Origin of the sequence: Corynebacterium sp. ACRPH (assembly GCF_022347285.1) — a bacterium.
In the GTDB taxonomy this organism is placed as follows: Bacteria; Actinomycetota; Actinomycetes; order Mycobacteriales; family Mycobacteriaceae; genus Corynebacterium.
On the sequence record NZ_JAKRND010000009.1, the window covers coordinates 62101 to 80226 of the forward strand.

Sequence of the window (18126 nt, forward strand, 5' to 3'; positions counted from 1 at the left end):
TCTGTTAAGCAGGGGAGAGGGCGAGTGAATAACATCCCTCGAGCGACATCCACGAGGTGGCGACATAGAAAAACAAAAACGGTGACAACCTGCCAGTTAGTAGGTCATCACCGCTTACCTTGCACCACCGGCCAAAGAACAGACGGCGGCGTCAAAAAGCTAGAGCAGCTAAAGCAGCCCTTAGCAGTCGAAGTACATCTCGAATTCCTGCGGCGTCGGGCGCAGGCGAACAGGTGCGATCTCGTTGTCGTACTTGTAGGCGATGTAGGTGTCGATCAGGTCGTCGGTGAACACGCCGCCCTCGGTCAGGAACTCGTTGTCCTCCTCCAGAGCCTTCAGGGAAGCCTCCAGGCTGGTCGGAGCCTGCGGAATATCCTTAGCCTCCTCCGGCGGCAGCTCGTACAGGTCCTTATCGACCGGAGCGTGCGGCTCAATGCGGTTCTTCACGCCGTCCAGGCCAGCCAGCATCATCGCGGCGAAGCCGAAGTACGGGTTACCACTCGGGTCCGGAGCGCGGAACTCAATGCGCTTCGCCTTCGCGTTGGAGCCCGTGATCGGGATGCGGACCGCAGCGGAACGGTTACGCTGCGAGTACACCAGGTTAATCGGAGCTTCGAAGCCTGGAACCAGACGGTGGTAGGAGTTCAGCGTCGGGTTCGTGAAGGCCAGCACAGCGCCAGCGTGCTTCAGGATGCCGCCGATGTAGTAGCGGGCGATGTCGGACAGGCCGGCGTAACCGGACTCGTCGTAGAACAGCGGCTCGCCGTCCTTCCACAGGGACTGGTGAGCGTGCATACCCGAACCATTGTCGCCAGCCAGCGGCTTCGGCATGAAGGTCGCGGACTTGCCGGCCTGCCAAGCGGTGTTCTTGATGATGTACTTGAAGGACTGCAGGTCATCCGCAGCGTGCAGCAGGGTGTTGAACTCGTAGTTGATCTCCTGCTGGCCGCCGGTGCCGACCTCGTGGTGCGCACGCTCCAGGTTGAAGCCAGCGTTCGTCAGGTTGCGGCACATATCGTCGCGCAGATCCTGGTAGTGGTCGTACGGAGCGACAGGGAAGTAGCCGCCCTTCATGCGGGTCTTGTAGCCCAGGTTGGTGGAACCATCCGGGTTGACCTCTGCGCCACGGTTCCACCAGCCCTCGACGGAATCCAGCTCGTAGAACGCACGGTTGGTCTCTGCCTCGTAGCGGACGGAGTCGAAGAGGTAGAACTCTGCCTCCGCGCCGAAGAAGCAGGTATCTGCGATACCGGTGGAGGCCAGGTACTGTTCGGCCTTGCGGGCAACGTTACGCGGGTCGCGGGAGAACGGCTCGCGGGTAAACGGGTCGTGAACGAAGAACTTCACGTTCAGGGTCTTGGCCTTGCGGAACGGATCGATCTTGGCGGTCGCCAGGTCCGGCAGCAGGTTCATGTCCGACTCTTCGATGGTGGTGAAGCCACGCACGGACGAACCGTCGAAGGCCAGACCCTCCTCTACGACGTCCTCGTCGAATTCCGAAGCAGGGATGGTGAAGTGCTGCTCGATACCGGGAACATCGGTGAAGCGAACGTCCACGAACTCGACGTCGTTATCTTTGATGTACTTTACGACTTCTTCTGCAGTCTTGATTGACACTGTATTTCTTCCGTTCCTTGCAGTTGGAATCTCAAACTGTTGCGACAATATATAAAAGCAACACAATTGATCCTACGCATACTGGGCGCCGATTCAGGTAAAAATTTGCAAAATTGTGCCACAAACTAACAGCCAGCTAGGCTCTAGACCATCATGAGTGAATCGCGTAGCTGGCTTGAAGGCCCCCTTGTACCAGGCGAAAACGAAGACCTCGCCGAACTCAGCCCGTACCCCGGCGCCCGCTTGGGATTGCCCAAAGAAGGCCCGGGCTCACTGTCCCCCTTGTTCCCCCGGCTGGGTGCATTACTAATCGACTGGTTGGCCTGTTACGGCCTGGCCTGGTTCGTTACTTCCACTACGGACGTGCTGGGTGATTCCGCCACTGCCGCGATGATCTTCTTCATTATCTGGCGCATCCTGACCGTCTGGCTGTTCGCCCAGTCGCCGGGGCACGCCATCGTGGGCATCGGCGTGGCGCGCATCGACAAGCCCGACGAGCGCGTGGGTCTGTGGCGCTCGGTCGTCCGCACGCTGCTGACGGTCTTCCTCTTCCCCCCAATTATTCAAGACACTGACGGCCGCGGAATGCACGATCGCGCCACTGGCACGGCCGTTATCCGCAGCCGCTAAGCGTTACTTCTTTCCGCGCTGTGCCGCGCGGCGGGCGCGGCGGTTCATGCCGGACATCTTCGCGCCCTTCGGCATCGGACCCTTCGGCATGTTGTTGTTCGGGTTGCTTAGCCGCGAGATCGACTCGACCTTGGAGTTAAGGGCGTCCACCTCATTCTTCTTGATGTTGCGCGGCAGGCGCATCAGGTGGTTCTGCAGCTTCTTTACCGGCACCTGGCCCTCGCCGTCGCCGACGATCACGTCGTAGATCGGGGTCTTGCCCACGATGCGAGCGAGCTTCTTGCGCTCCTGCGCCATCATCGGCTTGAGGCGGTGCGGTGCGCCCTCGCCGACCAGCACAATGCCGGGGGTGCCTACCACGCGGTGCACTGCGTCCATGTGGGTGTTGGACGCCACGCCGTTCTCCGTAATCCACTTCATGCCCACGCCGTCACGCAAGTTGGACAAAGCCCATGCGGCGGCTCCGGCCTCGCCCTCAATCTGGTCATACACGCCGGACTGCAAGCGGCGGGAGAACACCCACATCGCCGCCATCGCGCCGATGATGATGCCCACGATCAGGTTCAGCCACCACCAGCCGAAAACCAGGCTGAGCAGCAGCAACAGCACAACGGGAATCAGGAAAGCCAGGACCATGAAGGGGATAAGCTTCTTATCCCGGTCCTTCTGCAGCTTGAAGGCTTGCCACAGCTGGGAGCGCGTCTGCTTGCGCTGCTCCTTTTTCGCTGCCTTTGCGGCCTTCTTTTCTTCCTTGACCCTTACGTCCTTTTTATCCTTCGCCATGGATTCAACAATAAGGCATGAATAAAGGCGGGGCGAAAGTGCCCCGCCGTGATGCTGCTGGCCGCGCGCAGCCTCAGCGCCAGCGCATCGCGCAGTTAAGCGCCAGCATTAGCGGCGCGACGCGGTGACCGGCGTGTCCTCCGAAGCACCATAACGCTCCAGCAGGGTAGAGGCCTCCTGCGACGTGGTGGAATCCAGAGTTTCCTCCAGGTGCTTCAGGTTCTCCGGGATAGCCTCGCCACGAGCCTGCTTCGCCTGCGCGTACAGGCGGCCGGCGCGGTAAGAGGAACGCACCAACGGGCCGGACATAACAGCCTTGATGCCCAGCTCGTAGGCTGCGTCGGAGTGCTCCATGAACTCCTCCGGCTTCACCCAACGCTCAATCGGGTGGTGCATGGAGGACGGGCGCAGGTACTGGGTAATCGTCAGAATGTCGGTGCCGGCGTCTGCCAGGTCCTTAATGGCCGCGCGGACCTCTTCCTTCTTCTCACCCATGCCCAGGATCAGGTTGGACTTCGTCACCAGGCCGTAATCGTGAGCTGCCTGAATGACCTCCAGGGAACGGTCGTACTTAAAGGCCGGGCGGATGCGCTTGAAGATGCGCGGAACCGTCTCCAGGTTGTGGGCAAACACCTCCGGCTGAGAATCAAAGACGACCTTCAGCAGCTCCGGGCGGTTGGAAAAATCGGGCGTCAGATTCTCCACACCAGTGTTCGGGTTCAGCTCGTGAATCTTCTTCACAACCTCGGCATACAGCCACGCGCCCTCATCATCCAGGTCGTCGCGCGTCACGCCGGTGATGGTGGCGTAGCGCAGACCCATCTCGCGGACATTCTCCGCCACGCGGCGCGGCTCGTCCATATCCAGCGGGGACGGGCGGCCGGACTTAATCTGGCAGAAGTCGCAACGGCGGGAACACGTATCGCCGCCGATGAGGAACGTCGCCTCGCGATCCTCCCAGCACTCGTTAATGTTCGGGCACCCAGCCTCCTGGCACACGGTGTGCAGGCCAGCGCCCTTCACGCGATTCTTAATATCCCGATACTCCGGGCCGACCTTCGCGGTCGTGCGAATCCACCGAGGCTTCGACTCGATGGGGGTTTCGGCATTCTTCGCCTCGATGCGGAGCATCCGGCGTCCATCTGCGGTCACACTCATGCCGACTAGCCTACGCTGGGTGCCGCATAGGAATCCACCTCGGTATTTTCGCTGGTGCCAGGCTGCTGGGTTGCTGGCGCAGGAGCGGAACTTTGCCTAGGGATGCACCTAGGAATGCACCGGCAAGTCACCGTTCAAAGCGTCAACGAGGTTGCGGGCGAGGGACGAGTAGGCGTCAGAAACACTAACATCGCGCCCCAGCTCCTCGGTGAGCGTCGTGACACCCGCATCCGCCAGCCCACAAGGCACAATGTGGTCGTAATACTCCATGGTGTTGTCGCAGTTCAGGGACACTCCGTGCATGGTCACGCCGCGCGTCACGCGGATGCCGATCGCGGCTATCTTACGTGCGGGCTTAAGCTCGTTATTAATGACGCCCGCAGGCAGCCACACGCCCGAACGCCCCTCTACGCGGCCGGTGCCGTGAAGGCCAAGATCTTCACAAGTCTGGATCAGTGCCTGCTCCAGGCGGCGGACATAATCGACCACGTCCACTGGGTCGGCCAGCTTGATGATGGGGTATGCGACCAGCTGGCCAGGCCCATGCCAGGTGATGCGGCCTCCACGGTCGACGTCGACGACTGGCAGGCCGTTGGTGGGGCGGTCGGAATCCTGGGTGCGCTTGCCGGCAGTGTACGTCGGCGGATGCTGGAGTAGGAGGATGGTGTCCGGGATTTTCTCTTCGGCGCGCTGGGCGGCGAGGTCTGCCTGGAGGTGCCAGGTGTCCTCGTAGTCCACGGTGCCGAGGTCGCGGATGTCGATGTCCTGGATTTTTGACTTGCGGATGCTGCCTTGCTGGAATCCCATGGTTGCGATGATACTCCAGTGGTTTGTTGGTGTTGCTGGGTGCTGTCCCGTGGGCGCCAGGTGCTGCTGGGCGCTGCCGCTGGCGCCAGGTTCCGCTGGGTGCGGTCCCGCTAGCGTCAGGTGCTGCTGGATGCTGTCCCGCTGGCGCCAGGTTCTGCCAGGTGCTGCCGGATGCCGTCCCGCTGGCGCCAGGCGCTGCCGCCAGTGAGGCTGAAGTTTTTGATGGTGCTGGATGTGTCAGGTGGTGACGTTGATACTGGCACCTCCGGTGTTTGGCGCCTCCTGAAAGCTGCTAAATGTCGCTAAATGTCGGAAAAGTTGCAATTCTTCAAATCGGTATTGGTTTCCACTTTCCTAAAAGCTCCTTGACCTGCGCATTTGTATATTTGAAAACCGCTAGCATTAACAAATTGCAACTTTTCCGACATTTAAGGGTCCTGGAGGCCTCTCGAGTGGGGTTTTGGTGTGGGAGGGAGAGTCCAGAGGCGGATATGGAGCTAGGTCTGCTGAATGAGACGCCCCCGAGTCACTGCTCGGGGCAAGTCGGCACCCAACAACACAAAATGCCGACCCCGCGGGAAGCGGGGCCGGCGTTTCGCCTGGTCAGTTGGCGCCTGGTACTAGCTGGCTGCAGCCAGACAGCGCAGCCTATTCCAGCGCCAGTCAGCCAGCGTGCCGTAGCAGCCTAGCTGCAGCTAGTGCCTAACTTAGAGCTCCAGGTCCTCGGTGAAGTCCGAGTTCTCCAGACGGTCACGCAGGGTGGACATGAAGCGGCCTGCGTCGGCGCCGTCGATGACCTGGTGATCGTAGGTCATCGGCAGGAAGACCATCTGGCGGATGGCGATAGCCTCGCCTTCATCCTCGCTCAGCACCACTGGGCGCTTCACGATGGCGCCGGTGCCGATCATGGCAGCCTGCGGCGGAACCAGAATCGGGGTGTCGGTCAGGGCGCCCTCGGAACCGATGTTGGTGATGGTGAAGGTGCCGCCGGACAGGTCGTTCGGCTTCAGCTTCTTGTTGCGCGCGCGGTCAGCGATGTCGACGATGGCCTGAGCCAGCTCCGGCAGGGACATGTCCTGCGCGTCGTGGATGACCGGGCTCAGCAGGCCGGCTTCCGTGTCGACAGCGATGCCCAGGTTGACCTGCTCGTGGTAGGTCATCTCCTTGGTCTTCGCGTTGTAGGAAGCGTTGACGTTCGGGTGGGAGATCAGAGCCTCGACCGCTGCCTTTGCGAAGAACGGCAGGTAGGTCAGGTTCACACCGTGCTTGTCGGCGAAGGCCTTCTTGTTGGCCTTGCGCAGTTCGGCAATGCGAGTCATGTCGACCTCGTGGACCTGCGTCAGCTGAGCTGCAGCGTGCAGGGAATCCAGGGTGGTCTTCGCGGTGATCTCGCGGATGCGGTTCACCTTCTTGACGGTGCCGCGCAGCTCCTGCTTGGCCGGGTCCACCTTGTAGGAGGAAGCGCGCGGGCCAGCCGGGGAAGCGGACTTCGCGGAGGAGCCGGAAGCGGAGGTGTCTTCTGCTGCGGCCAGGATGTCCTGCTTACGGATACGGCCGCCGACGCCGGTTCCCTCGACGCTCGACAGATCGACGCCATGCTTCTCAGCCAGCTTGCGTACCAGCGGAGTGACGTAGGGGAGGTTGCCCTCGGCAGGCTTCGACTGCTTTGCAGCCGGCTTGGAGGACTTGGAGTCAGACTTGGACTCGGACTCTGCCTCAGTCTTGACCTCGGCCTTCTCCTCGGCCTGCTTGGACTCAGCCTTCTTCTCCTCTGCCTTCGGCTCGGCCTTGTCCTCGGACTTCTCAGCCTTGTCCTCGGAGGCGGACTCGTCGGACTTGGAGGAACCGGAGTCGGAGGAATCAGAGGAGCCGGACTTGGCGGCGTTCTCGTCGCCGATGCGGGCGATGACCTCGCCGACGTCGACCGTGTCGTCCTCGTTGGCCAGGATCTCCACCAGGGTGCCGGCGACTGGGGAAGGAATCTCTGTATCGACCTTGTCGGTGGAGACCTCCAGCAGAGGCTCGTCGACCTCAACCTTGTCGCCGACGCTCTTCAGCCACTGGGTGATGGTGCCCTCGGTGACGGATTCGCCCAGCTCCGGCATGGTGACGTCCTCGGCCTCGCCGGAACCAGAGCCGGAACCGGACTCAGAGCCAGAGTTGTCAGAGGACTTGGACTCAGAGTCGTCGGAGGAGTCAGACTCGCTGGAGTCGGACTCGGACTCGCTGGAATCGGAGGAATCAGCGGACTCATCGGACTCGGAAGAATCGGAGCCGGAGTCAGAGGAACCGGAAGCAGCGGCGTTCTCGTCGCCGATGCGGGCGATGACCTCGCCGACGTCAACCGTGTCGTCCTCGTTGGCCAGGATTTCTACCAGGGTGCCGGCGACCGGGGAAGGGATCTCGGTGTCGACCTTGTCGGTGGAGACCTCCAGCAGTGGCTCGTCGACCTCAACCTTGTCGCCGACTCTCTTCAGCCACTGAGTGATGGTGCCCTCGGTGACGGATTCGCCCAGCTCCGGCATGGTGACGTCCTCGGCCTCGCCGGAACCAGAATCAGAACCAGACTCAGAGCCAGAGTTGTCAGAGGACTCGGACTCAGAGTCGTCGGAGTCGGACTCGGACTTCTCAGCGGACTCCTCGGCAGCGTCGCTGGAATCGTCGTCGCTGGAGCTGTCGGCGCCAGAACCAGAAGGCTCTTCGCCCTCCTCACCGATCTCGGCGATGACGGCGCCGACGTCCACAGTGTCGTCTTCCTCTGCGATGATCTTCAGCAGCACACCACTTGCGGGGGACGGGATCTCCGTATCAACCTTGTCGGTCGATACCTCCAGCAACGGTTCGTCGACGGAGACCTTGTCTCCGACCTTCTTCAGCCACTGAGTAACGGTGCCCTCGGTTACGGACTCGCCCAGTTCGGGCATTTCGACGGAGTACGCCATGGTGTTTGAAGCTCCTCAAGCTAAACGGAAATCAGCTGTGGTTATTTGGTTGAAATACTACATAAGTCTACGCGCCTTGCCTCCGCTCCGCCGAGCGCCCCTCGCCCTTATCTTTTGTGACGCCCCCTCACCGTCCCCGCGCACCTTTGGGGAACCGCCGGGTATGTGAACTAGAATCGGCTAACGTGTTTAATCTTTTCGGCCGGAACAAAAATACCTCCACCCGACCGCCGCGTGCGCCGGGGGAGACTATCCGCCCCAAGGACCTGACCTACCTGCAGCAGTGGGCCGGAACCCGCAAGGGTGTGGAGGGTTTTGTGGAGCCGGAAACCATCGTCAACGAGATGTCCGTGGTGCTGGTCGACAGCGAGGGGGAGTGGACGCGCCGCCGCATCGGCGGGCCGAAGGGCATCGACAAGGTGGCCCAGTCCGTCGGCATTCCGCTGTATTTCGCGGAGGAGACCGGCTACCCGCAGCGCATGCGGGATCGCATCGAGCGGGATCGGCTGATCAAGAAGCGCCTGGAGCAGCGCGAGCGGCGCGCGCAGTTTGAGCAGCGCCGCGCCGAGCAGGGGGAGTAGCGCAGCCCCGACGCGCCCGCGCAGGTGCGCGAGCCGCGGGCAAGCGCAGCCCGGCCTGCCTAGCCCTTCAGCGCAACATCCTCCAGCGCGGCGATGATGGTGCGCACCGGCGAGCCGGTTGCCCGCTTCGGGGTGTAGCCGTATGCCGCGCCGTCGTTGTAGGCCGGGCCCGCGACGTCAATGTGCACCCACTGCACGCCCTCGGCCACGAAGCTCTTCAGGTAGTGGCCCGCCACGGACATGCCACCCCAGCGGTTGCCGGAGATGTTCTTGATGTCCGCCACGTCCGACTTCAGCGCTTCGCCCAGCTCCGCGGGCAGCGGCATCGGCCAGCCGGCATCGCCCACGCGCTGGGAGATCATCGCCACGCGGTCGCGGAAATCCATGGAGCCCATGATGCCCGGCGTGCGGTCGCCCAGAGCCACCATCTGCGCACCGGTCAGGGTGGCGGTTTCGATCAGGTAGTCCGGGTTGTCCTCGCAGGCGCGGACGATGGCATCGGCCAGCACCAGGCGGCCCTCCGCGTCGGTGTTTAGCACCTCGGTGGTGGTGCCGCCGTAGTGGCGTAGCACGTCGCCGGGGCGGGTGGCCTCTCCGCCGGGCATGTTCTCCGCCAGCGGGACGGTGGCCGTCACGCGCACCGGAATGTTCAGCTCAGCTGCGGCGATCACCGCCGCGACGACGGCCGCGGAGCCACCCATGTCGGAGATCATGTTCCACATCTTCGCCGGCGGCTTCAGGGAAATGCCGCCGGTGTCGAAGGTGATGCCCTTGCCGACCAGCGCCACGTGCGGGGAATCCTCGGCGATCTTGTCCGGGTTGTAGTCCAGGCGCACCAGACGCGGCCCGCGCGCCGAGCCTTGCCCCACGCCCAGGATGCCGCCGAAGCCCTGCTCTTCCAGGGCGGCCTCGTCCAGCACCTCCACGGTCACGTCCGTGTGCTTCGCCGCCTCCGCGATGATGCCCGCGTAGCTTTCCGGGTACAGCACGTTCGACGGGGTGTTCACCAGGTCGCGCGCCAGTGCGACCGCCCGCACGGTGGCCTGCGCGTGCTCCAGGGTGTCTGTTGGATCCTCGCCGGTCAGCACCTCAATCGACTCGATCGTCGGCGTGTGCTCGGCCGTCTTCAGCCCGCGGTACTCGTAGGCGCCTAGCGCGTGGCCGACCAGCGCGGCCTCCGCGCCCAGCAGACCCAGGGCGCTCACCACTCGGGCGCCGTGCGGCTCGCCCTCGTTTGGGCCCTCTTGTTGTTCGGGCTTCTTGATGCTTCGGGACGCCACGCCTGCGGCCACGCGGACGTCCTCCGCCGACACCTCATCGGCCGGCCCCATACCGATTGCCAGGATCTTCTCCGGGCCGGTGGATCCAGCGCCGGCCTCGACAAGCCCCTCGGCAGTCTCCGGCTCCACGGTGGATTCCTGCACCTGGGCGGACAGGTTGCCGGTGGAGACGACCTCGCTGCGGCGCTCGGCCGAGAGGTTGGGGACCACCGTCACCTCACCAGCGGTGCCCTTCGCGCCAACGGAAATAAGTAGCTTCCACATTTCCAATTGCTGTTCGGCCGTGAGGGCGTCAATAGGAGCGCCAGTGAGCTCCAGTCCAGCCTCACCTTCGAAGACTGGGATGACCAGCGTGTCGATGACCGACGGGGTAACAGTGCCGCTGTCCTCGAGCGTGGAATCGGTGTGTACCAGCGACATCTGCGGAACGAAACCGCGGGACGGCAGGCCGGCGATGGGGGAGGAAGAATTGGTGGCGGTCATAGGGGGTTCGACTGCTCCTTGATGTCCTTATGAATCTTGCAAGTCTTTCTAAAGTGTTAATTCGCTGGTTTCACTCTACCCAGAATCGTCTGCCGGCAGATCGACGGGAGTAACCACCCCCAAGAAATTGTTAGCCTCCTCACACTTTTTTGTAGCGGCAGAGTAGTCTGGGACTCATGACTACTCCAGAGGCAAACTCCCAGACCCAGAAGGCCCAGCAGAGCTCCCAGGTGGAGTTCAGCGTCACCCGCACCCAGAACCCGGTGACCGACGAGAAGATCGCCGAGATCCTCGCTGCCCCGGGCTTCGGCAAGTACTTCACCGACCACATGGTCGCCATCGACTGGAACGCCGAGGATGGCTGGCACAACGCCCGCGTGGAGCCCTACCAGCAGATCCAGATGGACCCGGCATGCAGCGTGTTCCACTACGGCCAGGCCATCTTCGAAGGCCTGAAGGCCTACCGCGGCGAAGGCGGCAAGATCGTCACCTTCCGCCCGGAGCAGAACGCCCGCCGCTTCCAGAACTCCGCCGCCCGCATGGCCATGCCGGAGCTGCCGGAGGAGCTGTTCCTGGAATCCCTGCGCCAGATCGTGGACATCGACCAGCGCTGGGTTCCGCAGGGCGGAGGCGAAGAATCCCTGTACCTGCGTCCCTTCATGATCTCCCGTGAGGTTGGCCTGGGTGTGCACCCGGCTAGCAGCTACACCTACTTCGTGATCGCCTCCCCGGCGGGCGCTTACTTCTCCGGCGGCATCAACCCGGTGAGCGTCTGGCTGTCCACTGACTACACCCGCGCCGCACCCGGCGGTACCGGTGCTGCGAAGTTCGCCGGTAACTACGCGGCCTCTCTGGCGGCACAGGCTTCCGCAGAGAAGGAAGGCTGCGACCAGGTGGTATGGCTGGACGCGACCGAGCACAAGTACATCGAAGAGATGGGCGGCATGAACCTGGCGTTCGTCTTCGGAAGCGAGGATGGCGGCGAAGGCGAGGCCGTCGGCGCTGGCGCCGAAAATGTCACGCTGGTCACCCCGGAACTCTCCGGCTCGCTACTGCCGGGCGTTACCCGCCTCTCCCTGCTGGAATTGGCGCGCGACCTGGGCTACAAGGTAGAGGAGCGCCGCATCTCCACCGACGAGTGGAAGGAAGCCGCGAAGTCCGGCGCCATGACCGAGGCCTTCGCCTGCGGCACCGCAGCCGTCGTCACCCCGGTCGGCACCGTGAAGGACGAGTCCGGCGAATTCCAGGTCAACGGCGGCCAGACCGGTCCGGTGACCATGCGCCTGCGCGAGCAGCTGACGGGCATCCAGAACGGCCGCGTCGCCGACAAGCACGGCTGGCTCTACACGCTGGTGGAGCAGGCAGCCACCGCGTAACGCACCATCGGCAAGGCCAGGACGGCGCCCAGCCCCTGGCCGGTGCCGAGCTGCAGATCCAGCAGCGGCTCCAAGCCGAGCGCATTGAGCGCCGGGAGGGCAGCGGGCTCCGTGCCCGCCGAAGCCGCCAGCCACCACGCGGCGGCCCCCGGCGCCAGCATTTGCGCGCACAGTGCCGCCGCAGCCGCCCCTACGCCGTCGAAAATCACAGGCGTGCGGCGCACCGCCGCCTGCGCCAGAATCCCCGCCATCACCGCCAGGTCGGCCGAGCCGATCTGCTGCAGCGCCCGCGAGGCCACCGCCTTATCATCGCGCACGCGGAACATCGCATCGCGGATCACCGCCACCTTCGTCTTCCACGCCTCGTCATCGATGCCGGAACCCCGGCCGATGATCTTCACCGGCTCCACGTTGCACACGCTGCCAATCACCGCAGCGGCCACCGTGGTAAGCCCCCGCCCCAGATCACCCAGCAGCAGCACCTGCGTGCCCTTGTCCGCCTCCTGGTCGGCGAAACGCATGCCGCGCCGCAGGTGCCTTACATAATCCTCGGGGCTCAAAGCGTCCGCGGTGTCGATGGAACCGGAGGGGGTACCCAACGTGGCGTCAATAATAGAAAGAGAAACCCGTGCGGACCTGCAGGCATCCACAATCGGAGCGGTCGCATCGGCCAGGTTCTGGCGCACCTGGGCATTGAAGTCGTACGGCAGGGCGGAGATCTCCGGGTGCGCCTCGGCCACCCCGTGCTCGCCGGTAACCACAACCAGGCGCGCCGCGTTCAGAACCTCGGCGGGGGCGGAACCCTGGCAGGCGGCGATCCAGGTGGCGACCCCCTCCAGCCTTCCCAGCGAACCAGCCGGAATGCCGGCCTTCGTCGGCGCGGAGGTGCGCAGCTGATCGGCTCGACTGCGAGTGGCCTCGTCCGGCGGGACGATAGGCGGGAAGTTCGGGGCGGAGGTGGTAGAAGCCGAGGTCGTAGAAGCCATGGGTTTCAGTCTAAACGTTGTCGGCTTTTAAACGCTGTCGCCGATCTGCTTCTGCGGGGCAGGGGTGCGCAGGCGGCGAATCATCGTGGCGCGGGTGAACGCATACAGACCCAGGCTGAACTTGCCGTGCGGGTTGTCAGGGAAGCGCTCGTTGACCTCGCGGTTAATGCGGCGGCCGAGCCAAATGCCCTCACCGATCATGATGAGGAACACGACCATCATCACCAGCGAAGCCAGGTTGGCGATGTTCGGGTTGGACATGCCGAAGATCATGATGACGATGACCAGCAGCGCCAGCGGCAGGAAGAAGTTCATCATGTAGCGGCGGGAATCGATCCAGTCGCGGACGAAGCGCTTTTCCGGCCCCTTGTCGCGGTCCATGAGGTAATCCTCGTCGCCGGCCATCATGCGCTGGTTGGCGCGGCGTCGCTCGCGGTTCGCCTCGTCCTTCTGGCGCTGCTTCATGGCCTTGTATTCCTCCTTGGACATGGAGGCCTTGAGCTCCTTGCGCTGCTTGCGCGCCTCGCCTGGAGTGGCGGGGGCGGTGTAGGCGCTGCGGCGCACGCCGTGCTTGCGCTCCTGTTCGTTGCGCTTCGGGGTGGCCTTGCCCTTCTTCGGCGTAAAGGCCTTGGAGTTCTTTTCCTTAGTGACGCCACCGTCTGCGTCGCTGTCTACCTCAGCCGACGCATCGGCATCCTGTGGCGAGACCTGATCCTCGGCTGAGTCGGCGACCTTTTCCTGCTTCTTCCATGGCATTTTCACATGTAACAGGCTAGAGCAGGAGAGCAGGGGAACAAAACCAAAAACACTAGCGCGGGAACGCGGAGAAATATCGCTGTCGCGGGAATAACCCAAGAGGGTAGTGGCGTTGTGGAACAATGAGGCGTAGCTTGTGAGCAAAGCCAATTCAAAAATTCGGTCATTTATTGAGGAGGACCAACATGACTGCTCCAGAGAAGGTCACCGGTGTGGAGCTGACCGAGGCTGCCCAGCAGAAGGCCAGCGCCCTGCTGGCACAGGAGGGCCGCGACGATCTTTCCCTGCGTATCGCAGTGCAGCCTGGCGGTTGCGCTGGCCTGCGCTACCAGCTGTTTTTCGATGATCGTTCCCTGGACGGCGATCTGGTCGACGAGTACGACGGTGTGAACCTGGTTGTGGATCGCATGTCCTCCCCGTACCTGATGGGTGCGAAGATCGACTTCGCGGACACCATCGAGTCTCAGGGCTTCACCATCGACAACCCGAACGCTACCGGTTCCTGTGCCTGTGGTGATTCCTTCAGCTAAGCGGCTCTAGCTGCTCTAATTAATGACGCCCCCTAGGGATGAATTCCCTCGGGGGCGTTTTCGGGTCTCTAGCGTCTAGAGCGGGGCGGCGGGCTCTAGAGGTTGGCTCTAGGGGCGAGCTCTAGAGGTTGACCGGGTACTGGCGCTGGTCGATCTGTGGATCGATGCGATCCTCGACGAAGATGCCGTGCCAGACCATGAAGGCGATGACGGTCCACAGTCGGCGGGAGTGGTCCGGCCCGGAGCCGGTGTTCATCGCCACGCGGTGCTCGTCCAGCATCTTCAGGACCTCTGCCTTGTTGAAGATGTGGTCGGTCTGCGAGGCCTCGATGTTCTCCTTGGCCCAGCCGTAGAGCTCGTCGCCGGCCAGCCAGTGGCGCATCGGCACCGGGAAGCCCAGCTTCTTGCGGTGCAGAACGTGCGGCGGCACGATGCGCTCCAGCGCCTTGCGCAGCGCGTACTTGGTGGTGCCATGGGAGATTTTGAGCTCGTGGGGCAGGGTTTCCGCCACGTCGAAGACGACCTTATCCAGGAACGGCACGCGCAGCTCCAGGGAGTTTGCCATGTTGATCTTGTCGGCCTTCACCAGAATGTCGCCACGCATCCAGGTGAACAGGTCCAGGTGCTGCATGCGGGCGACCGGGTCCATGTCCTTTGACTTCGCGTAGATCGGCGCCGTGACCTCGCGGTGATCCCACTCGGGGCGGATCTCGCGCAGTACGCGCTCTAGCTGCTGGTAGTTAAAAGAGCGCGCGTTGCCGTAGTAGCGGTCCTCCATCGACATGGTGCCGCGCTGCAGCAGGGACTTGCCGCGCATGCCCTCGGGCAGTGCGTTGCCCACGCTGGACAGCACGCGCTTCAGCGGGGAGGGGATCTTGTCGAAAGGTGCCAGGCTCAGCGGCTCCTTGTAGATGGTGTAGCCGCCGAAGAGCTCGTCGGCGCCCTCGCCGGAGAGCACCACCTTGACGTGCTTGCGGGCCTCCTGCGCCACGAAATACAGCGGCACCAGCGACGGGTCGGCTACTGGATCGTCCAGGTACCAGATGATCTTCGGGATAGCCTCGGCGTACTCCTCGGGGCTGACAACCTTCACGATGTGCTCGGCGCCGATGGCGGCGGCAGATTCCGCGGCAACGTCGACCTCGGAGTAGCCCTCCCGCTCGAAACCGGTGGTAAAAGTCAGTAGATCCGGGTTATGACGCTTGGCCAGCGCGGCGATGGCGGTGGAGTCGATGCCGCCGGACAGGAAGGAGCCGACCGTGACGTCCGCGCGCATGTGCTTGGCCACGGAATCCTCCAGGGCCTCGGCGATACGCTGGAATACGGCCTCCTCGTCGCCAGCTGCGACCTTCTTCACGGGGAAGCGAGGTTCGAACCAGCGGGTTTCCTCGATCTTCCCGCCAGGGGTGACGAATCCGTAGCTGCCAGATTCCAGGCGGCGGATGTTCTTGTGCAGGCTCTCTGGTTCCGGGACGTACTGCAGATCGGTGTAGTGCGCAATAGCGCGGATATCCAGATCCAGGTTCAGGTTAAGGGCCTCTGCCATCGACAGGATGCACTTCTTCTCCGAGGCGAAGACGGTGCCCGCCTCGGTGGTAGCGACATACATCGGCTTGATGCCGAACTGATCGCGAGCCAGGAACAGCTTCTTTTCCTTGGAATCCCACACAGCGAAGGCGAACATGCCGCGCAGGTGGTTCACCACGTCGGCGCCCCAGTGGTGGAAGCCCACCACGATGGTCTCGCCGTCGCCCTCAGTATTAAAGGTATAGCCAGCTTCCTTGAGCTCCTCGCGCAGCTCGACGTAGTTGTAGATCTCACCGTTAAACGTCAGCGCGTAGCGGTTTTCCTCGCCCTCCGGGCCCCACTGCAGGGGCTGGTGCGAGTGCTCCAAGTCGATGATGGATAGTCGGTTGAAGCCGAAGACGACATCTTGGTCGTGCCACGTGCCGCTATCGTCCGGGCCACGGTGGTGCATGCAAGGGAGTGCGCCCTCTACAGCCTCAACGAAATTTTCCGCGGCGCCGTTCGCCGCAATGATTCCAAGCAATCCACACATGCGTTCTGACTTTACGCGGATGGGGTGGAGGTGAGCTAGTTGCCACGGCGGAGAGCAGACCGTTTTAAGACTGAGTTATTAAGTACATGGGGTTATTGAGCACACGGGCTATCTAGCACCTGAGTGATGTGCATTACATAATTTCACTTCTGTGAGACTGTTCAGCGATCCATGCACTGTTCTATAGCTCCGCGTAGCCTAGGAGGCATGGCAAAAAATTTCGCATCACAGCTGGTAAAGACTCTAGAAAAACAGGGCGTTAAGCGAATCTTCGGGCTGGTGGGCGATAGCCTCAACCCGATCGTCGATGAGGTTCGTCAGTCCTCCATCGAATGGATCCACGTGCGCAACGAGGAAGCCGCGGCTTTCGCCGCCGGCGCGGAATCCCTCGTCACTGGCGATTTAGCCGTGTGTGCCGCCTCCTGCGGTCCCGGCAATACCCACCTGATCCAGGGCCTTTATGATTCCCACCGCAATGGTGCGAAGGTGCTGGCCATTGCCTCCCACATCCCGAGCGTGCAGATCGGCAGCCAGTTCTTCCAGGAAACTCACCCCGAGCAGATCTTCCAGGAGTGCTCCGGCTACTGCGAGATGGTGAACTCCGCAGCGCAGGGGCCAAAGGTGCTGCACCACGCCATCCAGTCCACGCTGGCCGGAAAGGGTGTCAGCGTGCTGGTCATCCCTGGCGACGTATCCTCCCAGGAAATCGAGGAGGAAGGCTTCATCGACTCGGTGTACGCCAAGGGGCGCCCCGTGCTGTACCCGGATGCCGAGGAAGCAGCCCGCCTGGCCAAGGCCATCAACGATGCCGAAACCGTCACTTTGTTCTGCGGTGAGGGCGTCAAAAACTCTCGAGAGCAAGTGCTCGAGCTGGCAGAGAAGATTAAGTCCCCGGTCGGCCACGCCTTCGGTGGCAAGATGCACATCCAGTACGACAACCCATTCGACGTCGGCATGTCCGGCCTGCTGGGCTACGGTGCGGCGCGCGACGCGATGTACGACGCTGACCTGCTGATCCTGTTGGGAACCGACTTCCCGTACACCGACTTCCTGCCGACCGGCAACGTGGCGCAGGTCGACATCGACGGCTCCCACATCGGCCGCCGCACCACCATCGACTACCCCGTGGTCGGCGACGTCGGGGCGGTGATCGACACGATCCTGCCGCACATCGAGGAAAAGACCGACCGCAGGTTCCTGGACAAGCAGCTGCGCAACCACGCGCGGGCGCTGAACCACGTGGTGGACGCCTACACCAAGAAGGCGGGCAAGTCGAAGCCTATCCACCCGGAGTACCTGGCGGACACGATCGACCGCCTGGCGGCTGAAGATGCCATCTTCACTATCGATACCGGCATGTGCAACGTCTGGGGTGCCCGCTACATCACGCCGAACGGCAAGCGTGAAGAAATCGGCTCGTTCCGCCACGGCACCATGGCCAACGCGCTGCCGCAGGCGCTGGGTGCGCAGGCCGCGGACCGCGACCGCCAGGTGATCTCCTTCTCCGGCGACGGCGGCCTGGGGATGCTCATGGGCGAGCTGCTGACCGCCAAGCTGCACGACCTCCCGGTCAACATCGTGGTCTTTAATAACTCCTCGCTGGGCATGGTGAAGCTGGAGATGATGGTCGCTGGACTGCCCGAGCACGAAACCGACCACGAGCACGTGAACTTCGCCAAGATCGCGGAAGCCATCGGAATTAAGGCGATCCGCATCGAGGATCCGGCGGACGTGGAGAGCGGTATTAAGGAAGCTCTGGCTTACGACGGCCCGGTGCTGGTTGATGTGGTTACCGACCCGAACGCGCTGAGCCTACCGCCGAACATCACTTGGGAGATGATGATGGGCTTCTCCCGCTCCGCAACGCGCACCGTATTCGAGGGTGGCGTGGGGCGCATGGTCGACCTGGCCCGCGCAAACCTGCGCAACATCGGCGGTGCCGGAGTGATTGAGATGAACAAGTTCTAGGGCGCTCTAGAGTGCCAGGGGAGAGCACCCCAAGAACCTCTACAAAGGCGGGAGCCACGCACTGCGCGGGCTCCCGCCTAACCCGTGTGGGGGCAATGTGGGTAGCCGCCAACCCCGAAAAGGGAAAATCCCGTTCCGCGATGGTGGCAATGTCCTGTTAATGGTCTAAG

The 18126-nt window shown here is 62.9% G+C and carries 14 protein-coding genes; 5 read left to right on the plus strand and 9 right to left on the minus strand.

The features are described from left to right. Positions 1–180: 180 nt before the first annotated feature. Positions 181–1617, minus strand: coding sequence for a type I glutamate--ammonia ligase (gene glnA / locus MHX66_RS06370; protein ID WP_239201293.1), 1437 nt, complete (start codon positions 1615–1617; stop codon positions 181–183). Between the two features lie 153 nt (positions 1618–1770). Between glnA and MHX66_RS06375 the strand changes: the two genes are divergently transcribed. After that, positions 1771–2247 carry an RDD family protein gene (locus tag MHX66_RS06375; RefSeq protein ID WP_239201294.1) on the plus strand — a complete coding sequence of 159 codons (477 nt, stop codon included), beginning with the start codon at positions 1771–1773 and terminating at the stop codon, positions 2245–2247. 3 nt (positions 2248–2250) lie between these two features. Here MHX66_RS06375 and MHX66_RS06380 read toward each other — a convergent pair whose 3' ends face one another. The 4 genes from MHX66_RS06380 to sucB all read right to left on the minus strand — a co-directional run bounded on the left by MHX66_RS06380 (position 2251) and on the right by sucB (position 7937). Continuing rightward, the gene (locus tag MHX66_RS06380) at positions 2251–3030 is read right to left on the minus strand and encodes a DUF4191 domain-containing protein (RefSeq protein WP_239201298.1); all 780 of its coding nucleotides are present in this window, start codon (positions 3028–3030) and stop codon (positions 2251–2253) included. Positions 3031–3138: 108 nt separating this feature from the next. Then, positions 3139–4188, minus strand: a complete 1050-nt coding sequence (lipA, locus tag MHX66_RS06385) for a lipoyl synthase (RefSeq protein ID WP_011273327.1) — start codon at positions 4186–4188, stop codon at positions 3139–3141. A gap of 108 nt (positions 4189–4296) precedes the next feature. Beyond that, complete coding sequence (gene lipB / locus MHX66_RS06390) at positions 4297–4995, minus strand: lipoyl(octanoyl) transferase LipB (protein WP_239201300.1); 699 nt, start codon at positions 4993–4995, stop codon at positions 4297–4299. Between the two features lie 707 nt (positions 4996–5702). After that, the gene (gene sucB / locus MHX66_RS06395) at positions 5703–7937 is read right to left on the minus strand and encodes a 2-oxoglutarate dehydrogenase, E2 component, dihydrolipoamide succinyltransferase (RefSeq protein WP_239201302.1); all 2235 of its coding nucleotides are present in this window, start codon (positions 7935–7937) and stop codon (positions 5703–5705) included. 185 nt (positions 7938–8122) lie between these two features. Between sucB and MHX66_RS06400 the strand changes: the two genes are divergently transcribed. Beyond that, positions 8123–8518 carry an oxidoreductase gene (locus tag MHX66_RS06400; RefSeq protein ID WP_239201304.1) on the plus strand — a complete coding sequence of 132 codons (396 nt, stop codon included), beginning with the start codon at positions 8123–8125 and terminating at the stop codon, positions 8516–8518. Positions 8519–8577: 59 nt separating this feature from the next. On the opposite strand, the gene MHX66_RS06405 is transcribed toward MHX66_RS06400, so the two are convergent. Beyond that, on the minus strand, positions 8578–10281 hold the full coding sequence (locus MHX66_RS06405; RefSeq protein WP_239201308.1) for a leucyl aminopeptidase: 1704 nt from the start codon (positions 10279–10281) through the stop codon (positions 8578–8580). A gap of 176 nt (positions 10282–10457) precedes the next feature. Here MHX66_RS06405 and MHX66_RS06410 point away from each other — a divergent pair, with 176 nt between their 5' ends. Then, entirely contained in the window at positions 10458–11657 is a 1200-nt protein-coding gene (locus MHX66_RS06410) for a branched-chain amino acid aminotransferase (protein WP_239201309.1), read from the plus strand. On the opposite strand, the gene MHX66_RS06415 is transcribed toward MHX66_RS06410, so the two are convergent. Beyond that, entirely contained in the window at positions 11624–12643 is a 1020-nt protein-coding gene (locus MHX66_RS06415; RefSeq protein WP_239201310.1) for a nicotinate-nucleotide--dimethylbenzimidazole phosphoribosyltransferase, read from the minus strand. The two genes, MHX66_RS06410 and MHX66_RS06415, sit on opposite strands and share 34 nt — an antisense overlap. A gap of 27 nt (positions 12644–12670) precedes the next feature. Beyond that, positions 12671–13399 (minus strand): DUF3043 domain-containing protein, encoded by a 729-nt coding sequence (locus tag MHX66_RS06420; RefSeq protein WP_239201312.1) that lies wholly within the window; start codon positions 13397–13399, stop codon positions 12671–12673. Between the two features lie 185 nt (positions 13400–13584). On the opposite strand from MHX66_RS06420, the gene MHX66_RS06425 reads away from it, so the two are divergent. Beyond that, the gene (locus MHX66_RS06425) at positions 13585–13929 is read left to right on the plus strand and encodes an iron-sulfur cluster assembly accessory protein (protein WP_239201315.1); all 345 of its coding nucleotides are present in this window, start codon (positions 13585–13587) and stop codon (positions 13927–13929) included. A 121-nt stretch (positions 13930–14050) separates the two neighbouring features. Here MHX66_RS06425 and asnB read toward each other — a convergent pair whose 3' ends face one another. Next, positions 14051–15988: an asparagine synthase (glutamine-hydrolyzing) gene (asnB, locus tag MHX66_RS06430; protein WP_239201316.1), complete on the minus strand. Its 1938-nt coding sequence runs from the start codon at positions 15986–15988 to the stop codon at positions 14051–14053. A gap of 207 nt (positions 15989–16195) precedes the next feature. Between asnB and MHX66_RS06435 the strand changes: the two genes are divergently transcribed. Beyond that, entirely contained in the window at positions 16196–17956 is a 1761-nt protein-coding gene (locus MHX66_RS06435; protein ID WP_239201318.1) for a pyruvate dehydrogenase, read from the plus strand. The last annotated feature ends 170 nt before the right edge of the window (positions 17957–18126 follow it).

What these genes read in the sequence shown, in the direction of transcription:
- MHX66_RS06425 (WP_239201315.1), top strand. Translation starts at nt 13,585, where the DNA reads ATGACTGCTCCAGAGAAGGTCACCGGTGTGGAGCTGACCGAGGCTGCC.
- MHX66_RS06415 (WP_239201310.1), bottom strand. Translation starts at nt 12,643, where the DNA reads ATGGCTTCTACGACCTCGGCTTCTACCACCTCCGCCCCGAACTTCCCG.
- MHX66_RS06375 (WP_239201294.1), top strand. Translation starts at nt 1,771, where the DNA reads ATGAGTGAATCGCGTAGCTGGCTTGAAGGCCCCCTTGTACCAGGCGAA.
- asnB (WP_239201316.1), bottom strand. Translation starts at nt 15,988, where the DNA reads ATGTGTGGATTGCTTGGAATCATTGCGGCGAACGGCGCCGCGGAAAAT.
- MHX66_RS06380 (WP_239201298.1), bottom strand. Translation starts at nt 3,030, where the DNA reads ATGGCGAAGGATAAAAAGGACGTAAGGGTCAAGGAAGAAAAGAAGGCC.
- MHX66_RS06435 (WP_239201318.1), top strand. Translation starts at nt 16,196, where the DNA reads ATGGCAAAAAATTTCGCATCACAGCTGGTAAAGACTCTAGAAAAACAG.
- sucB (WP_239201302.1), bottom strand. Translation starts at nt 7,937, where the DNA reads ATGGCGTACTCCGTCGAAATGCCCGAACTGGGCGAGTCCGTAACCGAG.
- MHX66_RS06420 (WP_239201312.1), bottom strand. Translation starts at nt 13,399, where the DNA reads ATGCCATGGAAGAAGCAGGAAAAGGTCGCCGACTCAGCCGAGGATCAG.
- MHX66_RS06405 (WP_239201308.1), bottom strand. Translation starts at nt 10,281, where the DNA reads ATGACCGCCACCAATTCTTCCTCCCCCATCGCCGGCCTGCCGTCCCGC.
- MHX66_RS06410 (WP_239201309.1), top strand. Translation starts at nt 10,458, where the DNA reads ATGACTACTCCAGAGGCAAACTCCCAGACCCAGAAGGCCCAGCAGAGC.
- lipA (WP_011273327.1), bottom strand. Translation starts at nt 4,188, where the DNA reads ATGAGTGTGACCGCAGATGGACGCCGGATGCTCCGCATCGAGGCGAAG.
- lipB (WP_239201300.1), bottom strand. Translation starts at nt 4,995, where the DNA reads ATGGGATTCCAGCAAGGCAGCATCCGCAAGTCAAAAATCCAGGACATC.